The organism is Streptomyces sp. NBC_00726 (assembly GCF_045161735.1).
In the GTDB taxonomy this organism is placed as follows: Bacteria; Actinomycetota; Actinomycetes; order Streptomycetales; family Streptomycetaceae; genus Streptomyces.
Genome location: NZ_CP108983.1, coordinates 3679977 through 3703429 on the forward strand (window position 1 = coordinate 3679977; position 23453 = coordinate 3703429).

The 23453-nt window shown below is 73.8% G+C and carries 20 protein-coding genes; 9 read left to right on the top strand and 11 right to left on the bottom strand.

Annotated features, from left to right (window positions below):
• Positions 1-53: 53 nt before the first annotated feature.
• Positions 54-2153, bottom strand: a complete 2100-nt coding sequence (locus tag OG338_RS16490; protein WP_405938041.1) for a HelD family protein — start codon at positions 2151-2153, stop codon at positions 54-56.
• A gap of 379 nt (positions 2154-2532) precedes the next feature.
• On the opposite strand from OG338_RS16490, the gene OG338_RS16495 reads away from it, so the two are divergent.
• Entirely contained in the window at positions 2533-2703 is a 171-nt protein-coding gene (locus tag OG338_RS16495) for a hypothetical protein (RefSeq protein ID WP_185992977.1), read from the top strand.
• A gap of 24 nt (positions 2704-2727) precedes the next feature.
• On the opposite strand, the gene OG338_RS16500 is transcribed toward OG338_RS16495, so the two are convergent.
• Positions 2728-4371 (bottom strand): DNA repair helicase XPB, encoded by a 1644-nt coding sequence (locus tag OG338_RS16500; RefSeq protein ID WP_405938042.1) that lies wholly within the window; start codon positions 4369-4371, stop codon positions 2728-2730.
• A 223-nt stretch (positions 4372-4594) separates the two neighbouring features.
• Between OG338_RS16500 and OG338_RS16505 the strand changes: the two genes are divergently transcribed.
• Together OG338_RS16505 and OG338_RS16510 are read left to right on the top strand one after the other, a co-directional pair.
• Entirely contained in the window at positions 4595-5014 is a 420-nt protein-coding gene (locus OG338_RS16505; RefSeq protein WP_405938043.1) for a hypothetical protein, read from the top strand.
• A gap of 4 nt (positions 5015-5018) precedes the next feature.
• Entirely contained in the window at positions 5019-5897 is an 879-nt protein-coding gene (locus OG338_RS16510) for a hypothetical protein (protein ID WP_405938044.1), read from the top strand.
• Between the two features lie 37 nt (positions 5898-5934).
• On the opposite strand, the gene OG338_RS16515 is transcribed toward OG338_RS16510, so the two are convergent.
• Positions 5935-8379, bottom strand: a complete 2445-nt coding sequence (locus tag OG338_RS16515) for a helicase C-terminal domain-containing protein (protein ID WP_405938045.1) — start codon at positions 8377-8379, stop codon at positions 5935-5937.
• A gap of 85 nt (positions 8380-8464) precedes the next feature.
• On the opposite strand from OG338_RS16515, the gene OG338_RS16520 reads away from it, so the two are divergent.
• Both OG338_RS16520 and OG338_RS16525 read left to right on the top strand, forming a co-directional pair.
• Entirely contained in the window at positions 8465-9517 is a 1053-nt protein-coding gene (locus OG338_RS16520; protein WP_405938046.1) for a hypothetical protein, read from the top strand.
• Positions 9518-9560: 43 nt separating this feature from the next.
• Positions 9561-10184, top strand: coding sequence for an HAD family hydrolase (locus OG338_RS16525; protein ID WP_405938047.1), 624 nt, complete (start codon positions 9561-9563; stop codon positions 10182-10184).
• Here the strand turns inward: OG338_RS16525 and OG338_RS16530 are convergent.
• Complete coding sequence (locus OG338_RS16530; RefSeq protein WP_405938048.1) at positions 10181-10405, bottom strand: hypothetical protein; 225 nt, start codon at positions 10403-10405, stop codon at positions 10181-10183. The two genes, OG338_RS16525 and OG338_RS16530, sit on opposite strands and share 4 nt — an antisense overlap.
• Positions 10406-10606: 201 nt before the next feature.
• On the opposite strand from OG338_RS16530, the gene OG338_RS16535 reads away from it, so the two are divergent.
• On the top strand, positions 10607-10990 hold the full coding sequence (locus OG338_RS16535) for a cold-shock protein (RefSeq protein ID WP_018101528.1): 384 nt from the start codon (positions 10607-10609) through the stop codon (positions 10988-10990).
• Between the two features lie 95 nt (positions 10991-11085).
• Here the strand turns inward: OG338_RS16535 and OG338_RS16540 are convergent, their stop codons facing one another.
• Positions 11086-11373: a LuxR C-terminal-related transcriptional regulator gene (locus OG338_RS16540; RefSeq protein WP_405938049.1), complete on the bottom strand. Its 288-nt coding sequence runs from the start codon at positions 11371-11373 to the stop codon at positions 11086-11088.
• Between the two features lie 510 nt (positions 11374-11883).
• On the opposite strand from OG338_RS16540, the gene OG338_RS16545 reads away from it, so the two are divergent.
• The gene (locus OG338_RS16545; RefSeq protein WP_405938050.1) at positions 11884-12360 is read left to right on the top strand and encodes a hypothetical protein; all 477 of its coding nucleotides are present in this window, start codon (positions 11884-11886) and stop codon (positions 12358-12360) included.
• 55 nt (positions 12361-12415) lie between these two features.
• On the opposite strand, the gene OG338_RS16550 is transcribed toward OG338_RS16545, so the two are convergent.
• From OG338_RS16550 to OG338_RS16565, 4 genes are read right to left on the bottom strand one after another with little or no spacing between them, the layout of a single operon-like run.
• Positions 12416-13279 (bottom strand): 1,4-dihydroxy-6-naphthoate synthase, encoded by an 864-nt coding sequence (locus OG338_RS16550; RefSeq protein ID WP_405938051.1) that lies wholly within the window; start codon positions 13277-13279, stop codon positions 12416-12418.
• Positions 13254-13958: a futalosine hydrolase gene (locus tag OG338_RS16555; RefSeq protein ID WP_405938052.1), complete on the bottom strand. Its 705-nt coding sequence runs from the start codon at positions 13956-13958 to the stop codon at positions 13254-13256. The genes OG338_RS16550 and OG338_RS16555 overlap by 26 nt, the downstream gene beginning before the upstream one ends.
• 1 nt (position 13959) lies before the next feature.
• Positions 13960-14442 (bottom strand): DUF2771 domain-containing protein, encoded by a 483-nt coding sequence (locus tag OG338_RS16560; RefSeq protein ID WP_405938053.1) that lies wholly within the window; start codon positions 14440-14442, stop codon positions 13960-13962.
• A gap of 27 nt (positions 14443-14469) precedes the next feature.
• A complete protein-coding gene (locus OG338_RS16565) occupies positions 14470-15912 on the bottom strand; it encodes an MFS transporter (RefSeq protein WP_405938054.1) in 1443 nt (480 codons plus the stop codon).
• 446 nt (positions 15913-16358) lie between these two features.
• Between OG338_RS16565 and OG338_RS16570 the strand changes: the two genes are divergently transcribed.
• Positions 16359-17258: a DUF3027 domain-containing protein gene (locus OG338_RS16570; protein ID WP_405938055.1), complete on the top strand. Its 900-nt coding sequence runs from the start codon at positions 16359-16361 to the stop codon at positions 17256-17258.
• A gap of 164 nt (positions 17259-17422) precedes the next feature.
• Positions 17423-20590: a sacsin N-terminal ATP-binding-like domain-containing protein gene (locus OG338_RS16575; protein WP_405938056.1), complete on the top strand. Its 3168-nt coding sequence runs from the start codon at positions 17423-17425 to the stop codon at positions 20588-20590.
• 16 nt (positions 20591-20606) lie between these two features.
• On the opposite strand, the gene OG338_RS16580 is transcribed toward OG338_RS16575, so the two are convergent.
• Complete coding sequence (locus OG338_RS16580; RefSeq protein WP_405938057.1) at positions 20607-23036, bottom strand: HAD-IC family P-type ATPase; 2430 nt, start codon at positions 23034-23036, stop codon at positions 20607-20609.
• 24 nt (positions 23037-23060) lie between these two features.
• Positions 23061-23336, bottom strand: coding sequence for a DUF2530 domain-containing protein (locus OG338_RS16585; protein WP_405938058.1), 276 nt, complete (start codon positions 23334-23336; stop codon positions 23061-23063).
• Positions 23337-23453: the final 117 nt, after the last annotated feature.

Here is a 23453-nt window from a genome sequence, read left to right on the forward strand (position 1 = left end):
GACCGGGCGGGGGCGGGAGTGGACGCGAGGGTCCTCCCGCCCCCGCTCCTCCGTTACGCCAACACCCCCGGCAGCGGCGACGCGTGAAGCACCGCCAGGCCGGACACCGCACGGGTCAGCGCCACGTACAGGCGGCGCAGGCCCGTGCGTTCGTCCGGTTCGCCGTCGACCACGGCCGCCGGTTCGTCCAGCACCACGTAGTCGTATTCCAGGCCCTTCGCCAGTGACGCCGGGACCAGGGTCAGCCGGGACTCGGCGGTCGTCTCCTGGCCCGGGGAGAGGTACGCGTGACCGGCCGCCGTCAGCGCCTCGGCCAGGGCCGGGACGCGGGCGTCGGCCGCGATCAGGCCGATCGACCCCTCGTGCGTCAGGGACTCCTCGCAGGCCGCGACGACCGCCGCGTCCAGACCGTCGGCGCCCACCTCCCGTACCGACAGCGAACCGGGCGACTCACGCACCGACGCCACCGGCGTCAGCCCCGGCGAGATCACCGGGAGCAGCCGCGAGGCGTACGCGATCACATCGCGCGGCACGCGGAAGCCGGCCGTCAGCTCCTCCACCAGCGCGTCCGCCTTGCCCAGGTGGTGCAGCGCCTGTTCCCAACTCCGCGTCGACCAGGGCGTGGTGCCCTGCGCCAGGTCGCCGAGGACGGTCGCCGAACCGGTCGAGCAGCGGCGGCCGACCGCGCGGTACTGCATGGGGGAGAGGTCCTGCGCCTCATCGATCACGACATGGCCGAGCGAGTGCGTACGCGACACCAGGTCGGCCGCCTCGTCGATCAGCACCGCGTCCGCCGCCGACCACTTGGCGGTTTTCACGCTGCGCGCCGGCTTGGTCCACAGGATCGCCTTCCGCTCGTCCTCGGAGAGCAGCCCCTCCGCGTGCTCCGCCAGGAACTCCGCGTCGGACAGCAGCCGCAGGACGAGCTTCGCCGGGTCCACGGCGGGCCAGACCGCCTTCACGGCCGCCTTCACCGCGGGGTTGCGGGCCACCGAATTCTGCACCCGGTCGTCGGGGGCCTCGCCCGACTGCTCCATGCGCACCAGGACGGCGTGCGCGATGCGCTGGGGCAGCGCCTCGTGCGCGGCGCCGTAGCGCATGTCCCGGGCCAGCAGCTCCTGGACCATCTCCTCGATCTCGTACGCCGGTACGCGCCAGCGCCGCGAGCCGCGCACCACCATGACCGGCTCGGTCGGCGGGGTGACGTGCGAGCGCAGCGCGCGCCGCAGGACCTCCGCCATGCGGGCGTCGCCCTTCACGACGGCGGCCGGGGCCTCGTCCGTGCCCCGGACCTCGATCTGCGCGGTCACCAGGTCCTCGACGGTCGCCTGCTTGACCTCCAGCTCGCCGAGAGCCGGGAGCACCTGCTCGATGTAGTGCAGGAAGGACTGGTTCGGCCCGACGACCAGGGTGCCGGTGCGGGCCAGCCGCTCGCGGTGCGCGTACAGCAGATACGCCACCCGGTGCAGGCCGACGGCGGTCTTCCCGGTGCCGGGGCCGCCCTGCACACAGACCGTGCCGCCCAGCTCGCTGCGGACGATCTCGTCCTGCTCCGGCTGGATCGTCGCGACGATGTCCCGCATGGGGCCGACGCGGGGGCGCTCGATCTCCGCCTGGAGCAGCTTGCTCGTCTGTTCGGCCAGTGGGGTCTCCCCTGCTCCTTCAGAGCTTGGGGAAGGGGCGGTCAGGTGTTCGTCCTCGTAGGCGGTGAGGTCGCCGCCCGTGTAGCCGAAGCGGCGCCTGCGGCCGACGTCGAGCGGGTCCTTGCGGGAGGCACGGTAGAACGGCTGGGAGACCGGGGCGCGCCAGTCGATGACCATCGGGTCGCCCTGTGCGTCGTGCACATGGCGGCGCCCGATGTAGAACCGCTCGCCCTCCGCGCCTTCCGCCTCCTCCGCCCCGACGACGTGCAGATAGTCCAGGCGCCCGAAGAACAGCGGGGTGTGGGCCAGGTCCGCGAGCGACTTGATGCGCTCGTCGATCTGGGCCTGGAGCACCGCCGCGTTCACCCAGTTCGCGGTGACGTCGCGGATGTCCAGGGCCTGGGCGTCCTCCCGCATGGCGCGCAGCGCGGCGCGGGACGCCGCGAGATGGGCGCGCTCATGGGCGAGGGGGTCGGTGGTGGTGTCGCTCTCGAATTCGTGCGCGGGCACGGTGTTGCCTCCGGCATTCAACGCAGGACGGCGGACCGCGTCTCACCCTTGGGGGTGTGCGGTCCGCTCGGGGATCGATCGTGCGTACGGTGTCGGCCGGTTTCCGTCCGGTCGGCGGCGCTCCCCCGGCTGCCGGAAGGGCCCCTCGGGGGCCGCCGGTACCACGGTGCGGGAGGCGGGCAGACCGGGGAGTGTACCGGGGCGTGGGGGATGGGCGCGAATGCTTTTTTACGGCTCCGAGGCTCGTCGCTCGTCCGTCCCCTAGGTGACGCCGTCCTCCCGTAGGGGGTGCCGTGCGACCGGAGGTGTACGCGCGGGGCGTCGCGCTTCCGTCTGCGGGGCGACGCCCCGGCGTACCCGTCCGGAGCACCATGGATACATGAGCACCGTCACCCTTGACCCGCGAAGGACCGGGGCCACCGCGGCCCCCGGTCACCCCCACAACCGCGCCTCCGGCGCCCTGCGTGCCGTGAAGGTCTTCGCGCAGGCCGCCTTCGGCGTCGTCGTCCTCGGCGAGTACGCGGAGGAGGCGGGGGTGCGGCGGCGCTGACCGCCGCACCCGCGCGCCCCCCCCTCAGCCGTCCGACAGCAGCTCGTCCGCGTCCACGATGCGGTACGCGTACCCCTGCTCGGCCAGGAACCGCTGGCGGTGCGCCGCGAAGTCCTGGTCGATCGTGTCGCGTGCGACGACCGAGTAGAACCGCGCCTCGTGCCCGTCGGCCTTCGGGCGGAGCACCCGGCCCAGGCGCTGCGCCTCCTCCTGGCGCGAACCGAAGGTCCCCGACACCTGGATGGCGACCGTCGCCTCCGGCAGGTCGATGGAGAAGTTCGCCACCTTCGACACCACGAGCACGTTCAGCTCGCCCTGGCGGAACGCCTCGAACAGCTTCTCGCGCTGCGCGTTGCTCGTCTCGCCCTTGATCACCGGGGCGTCCAGATGCTCGCCCAGCTCGTCCAGCTGGTCGATGTACTGCCCGATGACCAGGGTCTGCTCGCCCTTGTGCTTGCGCACCAGCGCCTCGGTGACCTTCCGCTTCGTCGCGGTCGTCGCGCAGAACCGGTACTTCTCCTCGGCCTCGGCGGTCGCGTACGCCAGCCGCTCCGAGTCCGTGAGATTGACCCGGACCTCGACGCAGTCCGCCGGGGCGATGTAGCCCTGCGCCTCGATCTCCTTCCACGGGGCGTCGAACCGCTTGGGGCCGATGAGCGAGAACACGTCCGACTCGCGGCCGTCCTCGCGGACGAGGGTCGCGGTCAGGCCGAGGCGGCGGCGGGCCTGGAGGTCGGCGGTGAACTTGAAGACGGGCGCCGGGAGGAGGTGCACCTCGTCGTAGATCACGAGGCCCCAGTCGCGGGAGTCGAACAGCTCCAGATGCGGGTAGACGCCCTTCCGGCGGGTCGTCAGCACCTGGTAGGTGGCGATCGTGACCGGCCGGATCTCCTTCCGCGTCCCGCTGTACTCGCCGATCTCGTCCTCGGTCAGCGAGGTCCGCTTCACCAGCTCGTGCTTCCACTGCCGGGCGGAGACGGTGTTCGTGACCAGGATCAGGGTCGTCGCCTTGGCCTGCGCCATCGCGCCCGCGCCGACGAGCGTCTTGCCCGCGCCGCAGGGCAGCACGACGACGCCCGAGCCGCCGTGCCAGAAGCCGTCGACGGCCTGCTGCTGATACGGGCGCAGCGCCCAGCCGTCCTCGTCCAGCTCGATCGGGTGCGCCTCGCCGTCCACGTAACCCGCGAGGTCCTCGGCGGGCCAGCCGAGCTTCAGCAGCGTCTGCTTGACCTGGCCGCGCTCGGAGGGGTGCACGGCGACGGTGTCCGGGTCGATCCGCGCCCCGACCAGGGGCTGGACCTTCTTCGACCGGAGGATCTCCTCAAGCACCGGCCGGTCCGTCGTCGTCAGGACGAGCCCGTGCACGGGGTGCTTGGACAGGGTGAGGCGGCCGTAGCGGTCCATCGTCTCGGCGATGTCGACGAGCAGCGCGTGCGGTACGGGGTACCGGGAGTACGTCACGAGCGCGTCCACGACCTGCTCGGCGTCGTGCCCGGCCGCGCGGGCGTTCCACAGCCCGAGCGGGGTCAGCCGGTACGTGTGGATGTGCTCGGGAGCCCGCTCCAGCTCGGCGAATGGCGCGATGGCCCGCCGGCAGGCGTCGGCCTGCTCGTGCTCGACTTCGAGGAGCAGTGTTTTGTCGCTCTGGACGATGAGGGGTCCGCTCACGCGCGTTGGCCCTTCCGGCTCGGGGGAAACCTCCAGTGTGCCGCATCGGCGGGCGGTGTGTCGTTGGCCCGGCCCGTTCCGGAGGGCCTTGCGCGGGTGCCCCGGCCCGGGCGCCGGCTCCGCGCGCGTACAGGCTCAGGAAGTCCTCAAATCGGTGACGGCCCCATGACTCGGGGCGATATACACGTTTTCCCGATGGGCGAGCGAGCGCAGGGAGTGGGCTATGGAGATCGAACTGGCGGCTCTGGCGGGTCAGGCGGCGTCGACGCTGGTGGACGGGCTGGCGACGGCGGGCTGGGAGCGCGCCCGGCAGGCGCTGGCGGATCTCTGGGGACGGGCGCAGCCCGACCGCGCGGACCGGGTGGCGGCCGATCTGACCGACACCCGCACGGACGCGCTCGCGGCCCGCCGCACCGGCGACGAGGAGCTGGCGCAGGGCCTCGTGGACGAGTGGGCGGCCCGGCTCCGGCGGCTGCTGGCCGCCCACCCGGAGCTGGTGCCCGAACTCCGGCGCGTCATGGACGAGCTGCGGCCGGCCGACGCCGGCGACGCGGCGCCGAGGACGGTCACCATGAAGGCGACTGCTTCCGGCCATGCCCGCGTCACGATGGCCGGGCGGGACGTCAACATCACGAAGGGGTGATCGTTTGAGTTACGCAGGAGGGGGCCCCGACGACGCCGACGACGGCGGCATCCGGATGGACGCCCGGGCGTCGGGGCGGTCCCGGATCACGATGGCCGGCCGGGACATCAGCAGCACGTACTTCGTCAGCGCCTCGTCCGCGGTCCTGATCGGCCTCGTGGCCGTCGCCCTCCTGCTGGGCCTGTGGCAGCCGTGGCAGAAGCAGGGCGGCGACGACGACAAGCCCGCATCCGTGGTGTCGGAGCCCTCGTCCCGGCCGCACCGGGACCCGCCGCCGGACAGCCGGGACGACGAGGAGGAGCCGGACCAGGACGCGACGGAGACCCCGACGCCGACGCCCACGCCGAGCCCGACCCCCACCCCCACGCCGACCCCCACGCCCGATCCGCCGGACCCCGTCGACCTGGCGTTCGCGTCCGTCCGGGCCGGCACCTGCCTCAACGTGTTCGATGCCGGCTGGGGCAAGCTGAACCACGACCGGCCCGAGGCCGTCGACTGCGCGGCGAGCTTCGCCTTCACACAGGTGACCATGGTGACCACGTCCGCCCGCAACTGCCCCGACGGCGCGGGCCGTTACGGCTGGGGCCACGTCAACGCCGACGGGTCCCTCATCGCCCTGTGCCTGGACCGGCGGTTCGCCGCCGGCCAGTGCTTCCCCGCCGCCCTGACCAAACAGGCGGACGGCAGCCTCAAGGGCACCGGACGGCTGTTCACCGTCTGGGGCTGCGACCGGACGAAGGGGCCGTCCGGCCAGAACGCGCTCATGGTCATCACCGCGTTGCTGAGCGACGGCCAATGCCCTCGGCGCACCGGCCGCACGACGCTCAGCTGGACGGTCTTCAGCGGGTCGCGCACCTTGTGCGCGATGCTGGTGCAGCGGTGAGCGGGGGCACCCGGCCCGTCCTCAGCGCCCGGGGCGGCTACTCCGCCAGTTCCGCCACACCCGTGATCCGGTGCAGCGGATACGTGCGGATCTCGTCCGCCGTGTGGTCGTACGCCGTCACATAGCCGCCCTCCACGCGGACCGGCGCGATCACGCGCTGGCTCGCGGTGCCCTCCGCGTTGACGTAGCCGATCCACACCGCGGAGCCGGTCATCGCGGCGGCCTGGACGGTGACCAGGGTTTCCGCGGCGGTGGTACGGGGAAGCGCGCCCGGCGGCGCCGCGGGGGCGGCGGTGTCCTTCCGGGCGTGGACGACCGTCGCCGCGTCGTCGCCGGCCCGGATCGCCCGGACCGCCGCGCCGAGGAGCGTGGTGTCCGGCACGGGCGGGCCCTCGGGGACGGGGGCGGGCGCGGACCGGGGCGGGGTGCGGTGGGCCCCGGCCCGGGTGATCAGGACGTCGCCGTCGGCGGACTCCGCGGCGGGGGCGTAGCCCATCTCGCGCAGCCCGTCGAGCAGGGACGTGGGGTCGGCCCGCGCGGCCAGCACCGTCGGCGCGATCCGGCGCAGCCGCAGCGCGGCGGACCGCTTGTCGGCCAGGATCTCGCCGAGCACGGTCTCGTCGTCGCAGCGCACGTACGAGGAGGCCGCGCCGATCCGGAGGTGCCCGTGCCGGCGGGCCACGTCGTCGATGAGATAACTCAGCGGCTGCGGCACCGGCGTACGGCTGTGCGTGGCGAGGAAGGAGTGCAGGTCGGCGGCGGTCTGCCCGGCGTCCAGGGCCCGGCGTACGGACCCGGGCGTGAAGCGGTACACCGTCGCCCCGCCCTTGGACTCGATGTCCGCGAGCGTGCCGAGCAGGCCGGCCAGCGGGCGTTCCAGCGGACCGGGCGCGACGGCCGTCAGGTCGGCCTGGAGCAGGACGTGGTCCAGGGGTTCCGGCAGCAGCGGGGCGAGCAGCCCGGCGGCCTTCGCGGGCCCCTCGGTGAGCAGGGCGCGGGTCTGGCCGGCGAGCGCGCCGCGCCCGGTGACGCCCAGGAGCTCCGACTCGTTCAGCGTCCACAGGGCGATCCGGGACCGCAGATCCGTGGTCCCCTCGGTGGCGCCCCCGCGCAGCGGCCGCTCCCAGCGGAGCCGGGCGAGCACGGACTCGGGGTCGGGCGCGGTGCCGGCCGGCAGCGCGTCGAGCAGGGCGAGGACCCGGTGGCGTACCTCGGGCGCGGCGGAACGGTCCAGGTCGGGGCCGAGCGCGGACAGCGCCCGCCCCTTCGCGTCCTGGCCGCCGACCAGGCCGGAGGTCCGGGTCGCGGTGAGCCAGGCCGTCGCGAGGGTGACCCACCGCTCCTGCGCGGGCGCCTCCAGCCACTCGTCGGAGGCCGGCGTCGGCGCGTACCGCTCGTCCGCCTCGCCGTCGGAGGCCAGCAGCCCGGCGGCGTAAGCGAGTTCCACCCAGAACGCGGCGGCCGGCTCCGGGACGTCCAGCGCGGCGGCCGTCTTCCGCAGCTCCCGGACGCTCAGCCCGCCCGCGCGCAGGACGGCCGGGCCGCCGCCGTTCCAGTGCTTCAGCAGCTCCTCGACGGTCGACACCGCCAGGAACGCCTGGCCGGCCGCCGCGCTGTCCACAGCCTGTGGATCGCGTTCGGCGACGGCGGCCACGGCCGGAGGCCGGGGCTCCGGCGTCCGGTGGGCGCGCCCGGCCCGCAGATGCAGCGCCGCCTCGCGCGGCAGCACGACGGTCCGGGTCGAGACGGGCAGCAGCAGCCCCCGGTCGCGTAGCCACTTCACGGGCGCCGTCGGATTCGGCGTGACCTCCCCGTACGGCGGCCCCCACACGAGCCGGTCCAGCACCGCCAGGGCCTCCGTGGGCGCGGTGTCCAGCAGCTCGCCCATCCGGGCGCGGTCGGTGAACAGCCCGGTCAGGGCCGCCACCGCGGACACCGGGTCGTGCGTGGCGGGCAGCCCGGCGGCGGCCAGGATTTCCTGGAGCCGGCCGGGCGACATGCCCGCGGTCGCCTCGGCGACGGTCGGCCCGAGGCCGGTGGGGGAGGGGTGCTGCGGCGACGGCGACAGCAGCTCCCGCGCCGTGCGGACGAGCCGGAGCCGGTCGTCGTCGCCCCACACGAGCGCCTGCTCCCGCAGGGTCCCGAGCGCGCCGGGCAGCGCCTCGGTGATCGCGGCGCCCACGTCGTCGCGCTGCTCGCCGTCGTCCTGCCCGTCCCCCGTCAGCAGCCCGAGCAGCGTCTCGTACGGTGCCGGGTCGGGCGCCACCGCGAGCGCCTCGGCGGCCTGGAGGGCGAACCGGTCCAGCCGTTCCAGGGCGCGTACGACGGACGCGCGGGTGCCCGCGCGGGTGGCGAGCTGCGTGATGTCGCCCGGCACGGGGGAGAGGAGATCGGGCCGCGCCCGCAACAGCCCGGCCAGTGACTCGTCGTCCCGGGCGCGCAGCGCCTCGGCGAGCGTCCGCGGTGGTGTGGTCGTCCCCATCCGCCCCACGGTAGCCGCTCCGGACAGCCCTGAGGGCGCTACCGTCGGTGCAGGCCGGTGCCGGGGAACCGAGGGGAAGCGACGCGTGGCGATCGAGAGCGACCAGCTCGTCTACGACTACCTGAGCCGGGTCGGCGACCTGGCCCAGCAGCAACAGCTTCCGTCGGGCGCCCGAATGCGCCTGGTGACGGAGCTCCGCACGGAAATCGACCGCCGCCGCGAGGCCCAGGGGGCCCACACCCCCGGCCAGGTCCGCCGCATCATCGGCACCCTGGGCACCCCGGACGCCCTGGTGGCGGCAGCGGCGCGGGCGGGGGCGTCGGAGCCCCCGGAGCCTCCGAAAATCCCGGAACCACGCCGCGCGCGTCTCCGGGGCGTGGGGCGGCGTGGGCCGGACTCGGGCGCCGACGCCTCGGTGCCGCAGCAGGCGGGTCCGGACGACTCCGCCCCGTACCGGACCGGTCCCGACGACTCCGCCCCGCACCGGCTCGGCATGGACGAGCTCGGGGCGGATGCCGGTGACGGCGAGTGGTGGCGGGATGAGCCCGGGCCGTTCGGGGAGGCCGGGCCGGGGGCGTTCGGGGAGTTCGGACCGGGGACGGAGGTGCCGGGGTTCCGGGGCGGCGTGGAGATCCCGGCGCTGTTGCGGCCGCCGGAGGCGGAGGAGGAGCCGGAGGAGGAAGCGGAGGACGAGGTCCCGGATGAGGAGGAGCCGGAGGCGGAGGCGGCTCCGGTGAAGGCCCGTCGCCGGTTCCGCCGCGCCCGCCCGGCGGCCCCGGCGGCCCCCGAGGCGGCGCCTCGCCGGGGCTTCGGCCACCCCGTGCTGCTGCTGGCGGCGGCCCTCCTCGTGGTGGGCGCCGCGATGGGCTCCCTGCTGGCCCTCGCGGGCGGCTGGCTGCTCGCGTACAGCTCCCGCAAGCTGTCCCGCGCGGAGGCGAAGTGGGCCGCGATGGGCCTCCCGGGCGTGGTCGCGGCGGCCGCCCTGGTCTGGCTCTGGGGCCGCCTGGACGGGCGCTGGGGCGCGCCGATCCCGGAGCACGGCATGAAGGACGCGCTGGGCGACGTATGGCCGGTCACGGTCCGCGCGGCGGCGGTGGCCTCGGCGCTGTTCCTGATGTGGCGGGCGAGGCGTCGGTAGAGGGGCCGCCCGGCCGGGCTCGTACGGCCTTCAGAATGGAGGCATGACTCCTTCACCGCTGACGGTCGGCTTCGACCTGGACATGACGCTCATCGACTCCCGCCCGGGCATCAAGGCCGCCTTCGTGGTGCTCGCCGCCGAGACCGGCGCCACGATCGACACCGACCTGGTGGTGAGCCGTCTGGGCCCGCCGCTGGAGCAGGAGATCGCGCACTGGTTCCCGGCCGGCCAGGTGGCCGCGATGGCGGCTCGGTACCGCGAGATATACCCGTCGTACGCGATCACGCCGACGCTCGCCATGCCGGGCGCGCGGGAGTCGATCGAAGCGATCCGCGCGCTCGGCGGCCGGACGATGGTGGTCACCGCCAAGTACGGACCGAACGCCAAGCTGCACTTGGCGCACCTCGGCATCGAGCCGGACGTCGTCGCGGGCGACCTCTGGGCCGAGCAGAAGGCAGTGGCGCTGAAGGAGCACGGCGCCACGGTCTACGTGGGCGACCACGTCGGCGACGTGCGCGGCGCCCGGGCCGCGAACGCCGTCCCGGTGGCCGTCGCGACGGGCCCGTGCGACGCGGAGGAACTGCGTGAGGCGGGCGCGGACGTGGTCCTCGCCTCGCTCACGGAACTGCCCGCCTGGCTGGAGGCGTACACGAAGGCCCTGGGCTAACGCTCCCGCGACCCCGCCCGCGCCGAGCGGAACACGCCCGCCGCCGCGGTCAGGAAGCCGACGCCCATCAGCATGCAGAGGGACCAGGCGATGGACGGCAGGGGATGGGTGCCGAGGAAGAGGGGGGCCATGGTGGCGAGGGTGGAGAGGGCGCCGATGAAGAAGATGATCGCGCCGATCCGGACCAGCCGGTCGCCCGCGCCGGGAGATGAGGTACTCACCTCGTCAGGGTAGTTCCCGGGCGGGGCGGAACCGTGCCCGGGTGGCGCAGGTGTCGTTTCCGGACAGAGTCCGGATGACCAGGCTTGACGAGGGGTACTTCCCCTGTGGAGGCTTCACGCAGCAGGGGAGCGCGACCACAGGACGGCCTGACCTGCTGAGGGCATACGTTCCGGCATACGGGTTGAGATGGGGTGCGTGCTTTGCCGACTGGCAAGGTCAAGTGGTTCAACAGTGAGAAGGGCTTCGGCTTTCTCTCCCGCGACGACGGCAGCGACGTCTTCGTGCACTCGTCCGTGCTCCCGGCCGGGGTCGACGCTCTCAAGCCCGGTCAGCGCGTCGAATTCGGCGTGGTCGCCGGCCAGCGCGGTGACCAGGCGCTCTCCGTGTCGATCCTCGACCCGACCCCGTCCGTCGCGGCCGCCCAGCGCCGCAAGCCGGACGAACTGGCGTCGATCGTCCAGGACCTGACGACCGTCCTGGAGAACATCACGCCGATGCTGGAGCGCGGCCGCTACCCCGACAAGGCGGCGGGCGCGAAGATCGCCGGGCTGCTGAGAGCGGTCGCCGACCAGCTCGACGTGTAGCCGCGACGCATCGTGATGTGGGCGTCCCCGGCCGGGGACGCCCACATCTGTGTCCGCCCCCGGTCCGGCGTCGCTCGGCCAGGGCCGGACAGGCCCTAGGCGGCCTCCTGGTCGGCCACCCCCTGTTCCCACGGTGCTTCGGGGCGGCCCTCACTGTTTCCGAGGGTCCGGTCGAGCCAGCCGAGTTCCTGCGCCCGTGCGCCGAGTGCCAGCCTGCTGTTCACGCCGACCTTGAGCATCAGCCCTTTCACATCACGCTGCACGGTGCGGTGACTCAGGCCCAGGGCGCGCGCCGCCCGGGCATCCTCATATCCGGAATACAGGAGTTGCAGGAGCCTTAGCTCTCTTTCGTTGACTCCGTTACCTATGTCCGACTTACTCATTTCCCCCCCCGGGGATCGCTAAGTCTGTGGCGTGAACCAAGTTATCGCACTCGGGGATGTCGGTCAGCCCCCGCGAATCGCCCCAAGGTTACTCGATGCGCATCCCGGCTGACGTATTTACGTCATGCTCTGCGGGGTTGGCGGCGGGGGTGTGCGGGGAGTTATCGGTATCGGGTGGCGGCCGTGCCGACTCATAAAGGGGCTCATGGAATCCCCTGTTCGCAGATATGGGCAGCCGTTTGCCAGGTCTGCATAATTCAAGGGTAATCAACTTCCGCCCAGCGGAAAGCGGGAAAAGAATGACGCGATCCTGAGGGGCGTCCAGTCGATTCCGGCCAAGCCCAAGGACATCGTCATGCGGGGCTCCCGTGGCCTTTGTGCGACAACCCTCGGGCATCAATGATGTGGCCGCAGGTCCCGCCGATGGATATCGGGCGACTTCCCCTACCCGGGCAATCCGATCTGCCCCAGCATGGGAGCCACCACCATCCGACGCACCGAAGGACCGCCATGAGCGCCGACTACTCCCCGCCGCGTCAGTCCGCGGCCTATCGCGCGATCGCCGGCTGCGGCGGGACCCTCGCGGCCGTCGTCGTCATCGGCTTCGTATGGGTGATGGCGACGCTCCCCGAGCGGCCGTCGCCCCCGATGAGGAGCGAGCGGCAGGTGGCGGGTTCTCATGTGTCGGAGGGCGTCGAGGAGTACGACGCCCGCCTCTTCGCGGCCGCGCGCGGCGGCCCGCTCACCGAGGCCGGGCTCGCCGCCGTGCCCGAGCCGAGATACGTGCGCATCGAGGTCGTCGGGCTCTCGCGGCAGGGCGCGGCCACGGTCGTGACGTACTCCGCGCACGCGGGCTACGGCGACGCCGGCGAGCACCAGGAAGTGGCGGCCTGTTACCGGGTCGAGCTGAGCAGGAAGCTCGGCCACCCCAGGTCGGAGAAGCTGGCCGACCGGGTCTGCGCCGACCCGGTGCGTCGCGACCGTTAGGGCCGGCGTTCCCCCGCCCGGGACCCCCTCCCCGAAACCCCCGGGGCCGTCGGACTCAGCCGAACGACAGCGCGTCCGGGGCCAGCGGCGGGACCAGGCCCTCCGCCGCCGCGCGGGTCAGCAGGCCGCGGACCGCCGCGTAGCCGGCCTCGCCCAGGTCCGCGGTGAACTCGTTCACGTACAGGCCGATGTGCTGGTCCGCGACGGACGGGTCCATCTCCTGGGCGTGCGCGAGGACGTACGGGCGGGAGGTCTCCGGGTCGTCCCACGCCATCCGGACCGACGCGCGGGCGGACTCGGCGAGGAGCTTCAGCGTGTCCGCGCCCAGCGAGCGCTTGGCGATGATCGCGCCGAGCGGGATCGGCAGGCCGGTGGTGTCCTCCCAGTGCCGGCCCATGTCGGCCAGGTTGTGCAGGCCGTAGTTCTGGTACGTGAAGCGCGCCTCGTGGATGACCAGACCGGCGTCCACCTTGCCGTCCCGGACGGCGGGCATGATCTCGTCGAAGGGCATGACGACGATCTCGCCGACCCCGCCCGGCACCACCTCGGCCGCCCAGAGCCGGAACAGCAGATACGCCGTGGAGCGCTCGCTCGGTACGGCGACCGTCTTCCCGGTCAGATCGGTGCCCGCCTCGCGGGTGAGGACGAGCGGGCCGCAGCCCCGGCCCAGCGCCCCGCCGCACGGCAGCAGCGCGTACTCCTCCAGGACCCAGGGCAGCACCGCGTACGACACCTTGAGCACGTCCAGTTCGCCGCGCTCGGCCATGCCGTTGGTGAGGTCGATGTCCGCGAAGGTGACGTCCAGCGCCGGTGCGCCGGGGACCCTGCCGTGCGCCCAGGCGTCGAAGACGAACGTGTCGTTCGGGCAGGGCGAGAAGGCGATGCGCAGCGCGTCAGCCTGCGGTGTCGTCTCGGTCATGGCGGGTCCAGCCTTCCAGTACGGGTATGAGCTTCCCGAACGCCTCGGTCAGCGCGGTCAGCGCGTCGCCGATGCGCCAGGCGTCGCGGTCGCGCGGGCCGACGGTGTTCGACACGGCCCTGAGCTCCAGGACCGGTACGCCGGCCAGGTCCGCCGCCTCCGCGACCCCGAAGCCCTCCATGGCCTCGGCGACCGCCTGCGGGTGGGCGGCCAGCAGGGCGGCGGTGCGGTCCGCCGTGCCGGTGACCGTGGAGACGGTGAGGATGTCGCCGGCCGCCGCCCCGGTCGCCTCGGCGGCGGCCCGGACGAGCGAGCGGGGCGGGAGGTGCGCGGCGCGGCCGAAGCCCAGCTCGGTCACCGGCACGAAGCCGGCGGAGGTCTCGGCGCCCAGGTCCGCCGCGACGACGCGGCGGGACACGGCCAGCGAGCCGACCGGGGCGACCGGGGCGAAGCCGCCGCCGATGCCCGCCGAGATCACCAGGTCGTAGCGGTCCGCCGCCAGCGCGAACGCCGTCGACGCCGCCGACGCGGCCGGGCCCACGCCGCCCGCGAGCACGTCCAGCGGGCCGGCGCGGTGGATCTCCGCGCCGCGGAGCGGGTGGACGGCCGGCTCGTCCCCGTACGCACGCGTGACCGCGTCCCGTTCCACCGGGACCGCGGTCACGACGAGTACGCGCACGTCAGTCGGTCTTCACCAGCTTGAAGTGCCAGATGCCGATCACGTCGTTGCCCTTGGTCTCCACCACGCTGATCTGCGTGTCCTTCGCGGCGGCCTCGCCGGTCCGGCTGGAGAAGAAGGCGCTGCCCGAGATCGAGCGGTAGGTCTTCTTGAACGGCTCCTGCTCGGCGTTGCTGCCGTCGATGAAGAGCGTCCAGCCGTTGTCCGCGATCTCGGGGTCGACCCCGAAGTGCACCGTGTCGGACATCGCGACCTTGACGGTCTTCTCCGCCTCCTTGTTGAGGCACTTCTCGGCCTCGGACCTCTTGAGGGCCTTGCCGTCGTTGTAGCAGGCGGCCTCGGAGCTCACCGAGTTGTCGCCGACCGTCACGGTGGCGAGCGGCGTCGGCTTGTCGCAGGCGGAGAGGACGAGGAGTCCCGCGGACACGGCACCAAGAGCGACGCCGATTCGACGGCCCTTACCGGAGAAGAACGCAACGGTCATGGGCCGAAGGCTATCGGTCGCTCCCGCTCACGCCACGCGGGGGTGCGGCGAGCCGCGCCGCGCGGCGCCCAGCAGCCCCCGTACGGAGGCGGAAGCACCGAGCGCGAGCAGCCCGGCGGCGACGGACATGCCCAGTACGCCGTTGAGGGGGAGGGCGATGCCGATCGCGCCGCCCACCACCCAGGCCATCTGGAGCGCCGTCTCGGAGCGGGCGAACGCGGAGGTCCGCACCTCCTCCGGTACGTCCCGCTGGATCATCGCGTCCAGCGACAGCTTCGACAGCGCCTGCGTGAGCCCCGCCGTCGCGGCGAGCGCGGCGACCATGACCGTGGAGAAGAAGACGGCCGCGAGGACGGCCACGCCCAGGGCCAGGCCCAGCACCGAGGCGACGATGATCTCCGGGCCGCGCGCCCGCAGCCAGGAGCCGACCGCCGTGCCCAGCGCGTTGCCCACGCCCGCCGCCACGCCGACGATGCCCAGCGAGATCGCGGCGCTCTGCCCGGCGAGCGGGTGCTCGCGCAGCAGGAACGCCAGGAAGAAGATCAGGAACCCGGAGAGCGCGCGGTGCGAGGCGTTGGCCTGGAGGCCGTGCAGCACGGACGGACCGACCGACCGCAGACCGGGCCGCCGCTCGCGGCCCTTGGCCCCGGTCTTGGTCCCGGTCTTGGACCCGTTCTTGGTCCCGGTCTTCGTTCCGGTTCCGGAGGGCGGCCGCGGTGCGCTCTCGCCGTGCGGCGGTACGAGCTGGGCCCGGCGTTCGCCCTTCGCCGAGTCGACCTTGGGCGGCAGCGTGAACGCCAGGAAGCCGCCGCCGACGAAGATCGCGCACGCGCCGTACAGCGGCCACTGCGGGCCGATCGTCTGGAGCCCGGCCCCGACGGGCGCGGCGGCCCCGGTGGCCAGCAGCCCGGCGAGGGTCACCCGCGAGTTGGCCTTCACCAGCGAGAACTTCGGTGGCAGCAGCCGCGGTACGACGGCGCTGCGCACCACTCCGTACGCCTTCGAGCAGACCAGTACGCCGAGCGCCGCCGGGTACAGCTCCAGGTCACCTGTGGCGACCGCGCCCGACATGGTCAGCGCCAGCACCGCCCGAGCCAGCATCGATCCCGCCATCGCGGCCCGGCGGCCGTGCGGCAGATGGTCCAGGAGCGGGCCGATGACCGGGGCCAGCAGGATGAACGGCGCCATCGTCACCGCGAGGTACAGCGCGACCCGGCCGCGCGCCTGGTCGGTCGGTACGGAGAAGAACACGGTGGACGCGAGCGCGACGGTGATCATCACATCGCCCGCGCCGTTCACCGCGTGCAGCTCGATCAGCTTGCCGAGACCGCTCTCGCCGGCGCCGTGCGCGTGGGTCGCCTTGCGGATGGAGCGGGCGGTGCCGGTGAAGGGGACACGCAGGGCATGACCGATCGACCGGCCCGCACTGCGGAGCGGGCCGGGACCGTCGTGCGACCTGGCTGAAGCCACTTGGTCATAGTGCCCCAGGACCGGGCCGTGCGAACCGGCATCCCGCCGGGGCACGGCCGGGACCGCCCCGTCGGGTCAGTGCCGGGGTGGGGCGCGCGGCGCCGGGTTCGGCGCGAAACGATCGTGTGCGGGGGGCGGGGAAGGGGCGCGCGCGGGGGCCGGAAACGGTCTTGCGCGGGGGCGGAAACGGCGGCGTTTCGGACGGCAGGTGGGCGGGGAGCGGCGGAGAGGGTAGCGTGCGTAGCGCGCCACCGGCGGTTGTTCTCGGCCGCGCGCCTCTCGGCGATCCCGCAGAATGGATTACGGAAGGCGTGCCCGAGGTTGGCTCAACGGGTGTGGACGTCGACGCGGCCCTCAGGTCCGCTCCGTCCGCGACCGATGGCCGAAATCGATGGTCGAATGTGCTGGCGCGCTCGTGAGACTGGCGTAGGAGAGAAGCGAGACCTGTGAGTGCTGCGACGACGCGAGGCCGTACGGCCCGTACCGCCCGTACCCCCGCTCCCGACCGTCTGTGCGCCGAGGCGGTAGACCTCGCCCGCGCGGCGGCGGAGGAGGCGGCCGCGCCGGGGATCGTGGGTGAGCATGTGGCGGTGGTCTCCGAGGGGGACCGGGTCGTCACGCATTACTTCGAGTGCGAGGACCCCGGCTACCGGGGCTGGCGCTGGGCCGTGACGGTGGCCCGGGCCTCCCGCGCGAAGAACGTCACCCTGGACGAGACCGTGCTGCTGCCGGGCTCCGACGCGCTGCTCGCGCCGGAGTGGGTGCCGTGGAGCGAGCGGCTGCGGCCGGGGGACATGGGCCCCGGCGACCTGCTGCCGACCGAGGCGGACGACCTGCGGCTCGAACCGGGCTACACGGGGGCGGACGAGCCGCCGCCGAACGCGCCGGCCACCGATGAGCTGGCCGACCTGGTGGACGTCGAGGACGCGGAGCTGACGACGCGCCCGGACCCGGCCGCGCGCGGATCTATCGCGGCGGTGGCGGACGAGCTGGGCATGCGGCGGGCGCGGGTCCTCTCGCGTTACGGGCTGCACTCGGCGGCGGACCGCTGGGACGAGGAGTTCGGCCCCAAGACCCCGATGGCACAGGCCGCGCCGGCCTCCTGCGTCTCCTGCGCCTTCCTGGTCCCGCTGACCGGCTCCCTGCGGCAGGCGTTCGGGGTGTGCGCGAACGAGTTCGGTCCGGCGGACGGGCATGTGGTGTCGCTGTCGTACGGGTGCGGGGGGCACTCGGAGGCGGCCGTCATGCCGAAGCCGCCTGCGGCGGCGGCCCATGCGTTGGACACGGTGCGGGTGGACGAGTATCCGTTGCACGAGGCGCCGTCCCCGGACCCGCGCCACGCGTAGCCCGGGCGTTGCCCGGGGCCCCACGGCTCGGGCTTCTCCGGCGATTGAGGACGGAACCCCGTACGCGGAGGACCCGCGCCCCCGGGGACCGGGGAGTTCGCGGTGGTCCGGAACCGGTAGCTTCGCGGGGTACGGTTTCCGGTTCCGGCAGAGGGAGTACGCGCGTGAGCAGCATCGCGACGGAGGGGGATCCGTTCGGGACCGCGCGGTTGCGGCGTGGGGTGCTCGCGGCGTGGGGTGCGGGGCCCGCCCGGTTCCGGGAGGACGCCAATGCGGAGGAGGACCTCGCGCTCGGGGGCTACCGGGACCGGCTCGTGGTCGAGCTGGCGCAGAACGCGGCCGACGCGGCCGCCCGGGCGGGCACCCCGGGCCGGCTGAGGCTCACGCTGCACCCGGCAGGGGACGGGACGCCCGCCGTGCTGGCCGCGGCGAACACCGGCGCACCCCTGGACGCCACGGGCGTCGAATCGCTGTCCACGCTGCGCGCGTCCGCGAAGCGGGAGGGGCACGAGGGCGCCGTGGGACGGTTCGGCGTCGGGTTCGCCGCCGTGCTCGCGGTGAGCGACGAGCCGGCGGTCACCGGCCGGCACGGCGGCGTCCGCTGGTCCCTCGCGGAGGCCCGCGAACTCGCCCGGGAGGCCGCTATCGGCAGCCCCGGCCTGGGCGACGAGCTGCGCCGCCGCGACGGCCACGTACCGCTGCTGCGCCTCCCGCTGCCCGCCGAGGGCACCGCGCCCGACGGATACGACACCGTCGTCGTGCTGCCCCTGCGCGACGGCGTCGCCGAGGACCTGGTCGGACGCCTGCTGGCCGCCGTGGACGACGCCCTGCTCCTCACCCTGACCGGCCTTGACGAGGTCGTTGTGGAGACCCCGGAGGGCGTACGCACCCTCCACCGCTCCCAGCACGGCCCGTACACCCACATCGAGGACTCCGCGCACGGTACGAACCGCTGGCGCACCGCCGCCCACCACGGCCCGATCGAGCCCGCGCTGCTCGCCGACCGCCCGCTGGAGGAGCGCCTTCGCCCGCACTGGTCGGTGACCTGGGCCGTCCCGGTCGACGCGGACGGCGCCCCGCGCCACCCCCGTACCGCACCCGTCGTGCACGCGCCGACGCCCACCGACGAACCGCTCGGCCTGCCCGCGCTGCTCATCGCCTCGCTGCCGCTGGACACCACCCGCAGGCACCCCGCCCCCGGACCGCTCACCGACTTCCTGGTGCAGCGCGCCGCCGACGCGTACGCGGAGCTGCTCGGCGACTGGGACCCGGTGTCCGTCGCGACGATCGCCCTGGTCCCGGGCCCCCTCGGGCAGGGCGCGCTGGACGGCGCGCTGCGCGGGGCGATCCTGGAGCGGCTGCCGCGCGTGGCGTTCCTGGAGCCCGCCGCCCCGCGCGAACCGGAGCGCTGGGAGGACTGGGACGAGGGCGTCCGCAAGGACACGGCCGGGCTGCGGCCGGTCGAGGCCGAGGTGGTGGAGGGCGCCGGCACGCTGACGGTCGCCGTGCTGGCCGAGGTGCTTCCGTGCCTGCTGCCGGCGGGCCTGGAACGGCGCGTCGAGCTGCGCACGCTCGGCGTCGCCCGCGTCCCGCTGACGGAGGCGATCGACCGCCTGGCCGGCCTGGAACGCGAACCCGCCTGGTGGCGGCGGCTCTACGACAGCCTCGCCGGCGTGGACCCGGACCGCCTCTCGGGCCTCCCGGTCCCCCTCGCGGGCGCCACCCCGGACGCGCTTCCCCGTACCACCATCGGCCCCCGCCAGGTCCTCCTCCCGCTCCCCGACGCCCTTCCCGGCCCGGTGCTCGACCGCCTCGGCCGGCTCGGGCTCAAGGTCGCGCATCCGGATGCCGCACATCCGCTCCTGGAGAAGCTGGGGGCGCTGCCCGCCACACCGCGCGCCGTGCTGACGACCCCGCAGGTGCGGGCCGCCGTCGCGGGGTCGCTGGACGCGGGCGAGATCTGGGACGAGGACGCGCTCGACGGCGACGAGCTGGTGGAGACCGTGCTCACCCTGGTCCGCGACGCGGCCCTGGAACCGGGCGAGGAGCCCTGGCTCGGCGCGCTCGCGCTGCCCGACGAGGACGGCGAACTCGCCCCGGCCGGGGAACTCGTGCTGCCCGGCAGCGCGTTCGCGGCCGTCATGCGCGAGGGCGAACTCGCCCTGTGCGACGCGGAGCTGGCCGAGCGCTGGGGCGAACAGCCGCTCACCGCCTGCGGAGTGCTCGCCACCTTCGCCCTCGTGCGGGCCACCGATGTCGTCCTGGACCCGGACGAACTGGAGCCCCGGGACGGTGACTTCGCGGAGCCGGACGACGCCGGGCTGCTCGACGCGGTGGACGTGTGGTGCGAGGACATCCTCGACCAGTGGCCGGACAGCCCCGTGCCGCCGGTCGCGACCGAGCTCGTCGCCGTACGCGACCTGGACCTGGTGGACGACGACGCCTGGCCGCAGGCCCTCGCGATGCTGGCCCGGCCGCCGCTGCGGGACGCGCTCACCCAGCCGGTCCGGGTGCTGCTCCCCGACGGCACCACGGAGTCCGTCCGCCCGTACACCGCCTGGTGGCTGCGCGGCCACCCGGTGCTGGACGGCCGCCGCCCGGCGGGCCTGCGCGCCCACGGCTCGGACCCCCGGCTCGCGGGGCTCTACGACTCCGCCGACGCGACCGGCTTCGAGGACGCCGAGGTGCTGCGCGCCCTGGGCGTACGGACCTCGGTCGCCGCCCTCCTGGACGAGCCGGGCGGCGCCGCCGAGCTGCTGGGCCGCCTCGCCGACGAGGACCGCCCGGTCACCCCCGTACAACTGCACGCGCTGTACACCGCGCTGTCCGCGCTCGACCCGGACCGGGTCACGCTGCCGGACGAGCTGCGGGCGGTCGTGGACGGCGAGGTGCGGGTGGTCGACGCGGCGGACGCGGTGATCGCGGACGCGCCGGATCTGCTGCCGCTTACCGAGGGGCTGCCGCTGCTGCCCGTCGCCCCGGCGCACGCCGCCGAGCTGGCCGAGCTGTTCCAGGTGCGGCGGCTCGGCGAGACCGTGGCGGCCGAGGTCACGAGCGACGGCGAGGAGCACGAGGTGCCCGAGCCCGTCCGCGTCCTGCTGGGGCCCGCCACCCCGGCCACGTACATCGAACACGGCGAACTCCGCGCGGGCGGCGTGGAACTCGACTGGCGCCGCACCCCGGACGGTGTGGTGCACGCCGCGACCCTGGAGGGCGTGGCGGCGGGCCTGGCCTGGGCCGCCGCGCAGTGGCCCCGCCGCTTCGAGGTCGCGGCGCTGCTCGAAGACCCGTCCCGTACGCCCGAGCTGGCCCGCGACCGCTGGTTCGACTGAGGCCCGGGCCGCCGTTTCACCCCCCGAAGCGGCGGCCCACCAGCCGCCACGCGTATTCCAGCGCCGCCGACGCCACCACCGCGATGCCCACCGCCGTCCACGGCATCTCGGTGCCCACCAGCTTCAGGGCGAAGAAGTCCTGGAGCCACGGCACCGCGAGGACGACCAGGAAGGCCAGGCCCATCGCGGCCACCAGGCAGATCCGCCACCAGGTGTACGGGCGGGCGATGATCGCCAGGACCCACATCGAGACCAGGAACAGCGTCAGCGTCGCCGCGCTCGTCTCCGCGTCCAGCGCGCCCGTACCGGAGTAGTGGTGGCGGGCGATCAGGTACATCACGAAGGTCGCGGCGGCGCAGATGACGCCCGAGGGGATCGCGTACCGCATCACCCGGCGTACGAAGTGCGGCTGCGCGCGCTCCTTGTTCGGGGCGAGCGCCAGGAAGAACGCCGGGACGCCGATCGTCAGCGTCGACAGCAGGGTCAGATGGCGCGGCAGGAACGGATACTCGACCTGGAAGCAGACCACCAGGACGGCCAGCAGCACCGAGTACACGGTCTTCGTCAGGAACAGGGTGGCGACCCGGGTGATGTTGCCGATCACCCGGCGGCCCTCGGCGACCACGGACGGCAGGGTCGCGAAGCTGTTGTTCAGCAGCACGATCTGGGCGACCGCGCGCGTGGCCTCGGAGCCCGAGCCCATGGAGACGCCGATGTCGGCGTCCTTCAGCGCGAGCACGTCGTTGACGCCGTCGCCGGTCATCGCGACCGTGTGCCCGCGCGACTGGAGCGCGGCGACCATCTCCCGCTTCTGCTGCGGGGTGACCCGGCCGAACACCGAGTTCCGCTCCATCGCGGACGCCATCTCGTCCGGGTCCTCGGGCATCCGGCGCGCGTCCAGCGGATGGTCCGCGCCCTCCATCCCGAGCTTCGCGGCCACCGCGCCGACCGAGACCGCGTTGTCCCCGGAGATCACCTTCGTGGCGACCCGCTGCTCGCCGAAGTACGCGAGGGTGCGCCCCGCGTCGGGCCGCAGCCGCTGTTCCAGTACGACGAGGGCGGCCGGCTCCGCCCCCGCGGCCGCGTCCGGCGCGTCCAGCGCGCCCCGCGCCCGGGCCAGCAGCAGCACCCGCAGGCCCTGTTCGTTGAGCTGCCCGATCTCCGCGAGCGCCGGGTCGTCCTCGGACAGCAGCACGTCGGGCGCGCCGAGCAGCCAGGCGGAGGAGGCGCCGGCGTCCTCGGTGAACGCGGCGCCGCTGTATTTGCGGGCGGAGGAGAAGGGCAGGGTGCCGGTGGTCGTCCAGGCGCCGTCCGCCGGGGCGTTCCCCGGGGCGTTCTCCGGGGCGTCCTCCGGCGCCGGGTAGGCGTCGATGATGGCCTGGAGGCTGGCGTTGGGCCGGGGCTCGGAGGCGCCGAAGGCCGCCAGGACCCGGCGCAGATACGGTTCCTCGGAGTCCCCCAGCGGACGCAGCTCCGTGACGTCCATGCCGCCCTCGGTGAGCGTGCCGGTCTTGTCCAGGCAGACGACGTCGACCCGGGCCAGGCCCTCGATGGCGGGCAGCTCCTGCACCAGGCACTGCTTGCGGCCCAGGCGTACGACCCCGATCGCGAAGGCGACCGACGTCAGCAGGACCAGGCCCTCCGGGATCATCGGCACGATCCCGCCGACCGTGCGGGCGACGGAGTCCTTGAAGTTGTGCTCCTTGACCACCAGCTGGCTGATCACCAGGGCGGTCGCGGTCGGCACCATCATCCAGGTGATGTACTTCAGGATGGTCGAGATGCCGCTGCGCAGCTCGGACCGGACGAGCGTGAAGCGGGACGCCTCCTCGGCGAGCTGCGCCGCGTACGCCTCGCGGCCGACCTTCGTCGCGGTGAACGCGCCGCCGCCGGCGACGACGAAGCTGCCTGACATCACCGGGTCGCCGGTCTTCTTGAGGACCGGGTCCGCCTCGCCGGTGAGCAGGGATTCGTCCACCTCCAGACCGTCCGCCTCGGCGACCGTGCCGTCCACGACGACCTTGTCCCCGGGGCCCAGCTCGACCAGGTCGCCGAGGACGATCTCGGAGGTGCGGATCTCGGCGGCCCGCCCGTCGCGCCGGACGACGGGTTTCGACTCACCGATGACCGCGAGGCTGTCCAGCGTCTTCTTGGCCCGCCACTCCTGGACGATCCCGATGCCGGTGTTGGCGATGATCACGAAGCCGAACAGGCTGTCCTGGATCGGTGCGACGCTCAGCATGATCACCCAGAGCACGCCGATGATCAGGTTGAACCGGGTGAAGACGTTGGCCCGGACGATCTCGGTCAGCGACCGCGAGGACCGCACCGGTACGTCGTTGACCTCGCCCCGCGAGATCCGCTCGGCGACCTCGGCCGCCGTCAGCCCGCGCCCGGGAGCGCCGGCCCGCTGCTCCCCGGAGAGTTCGGATGCCCGCTGCGTCATGGTTCGACGGTACGGGGCTCCGCCTCAGTCGGCCTGCGGGTCCGCCGCCGTCGCCGCGGCCGCCGCGCGCTTGAGGGCCGCGTCGCGGCCCCGTACGTACCAGATGCCGATCAGGCCGAGGCCCGCGCCGGCCAGGCAGGTCCACACCCACCACAGATGGCCGTGGTCGTCGTACCAGCCGTAGAACGGGAGCTGGGCGAGGAAGAGGACGAACCAGAGGATCGTGCCGCCGGTGATGGTCGCGACGACCGGGCCCTCCAGGGGCTCCGGTGCCTCGTGCTTGGGTGTCCACTTCGCCATGTGGCCAGTGTATGCGGCGCGTATATAAGCGCTGTCGGCCCAGTCGGCCCAAGGGTCTACGCGCGGAGATAGCGATCTTCGACTTATGTATTCATACTGAATCTGCTTATGGCTGGC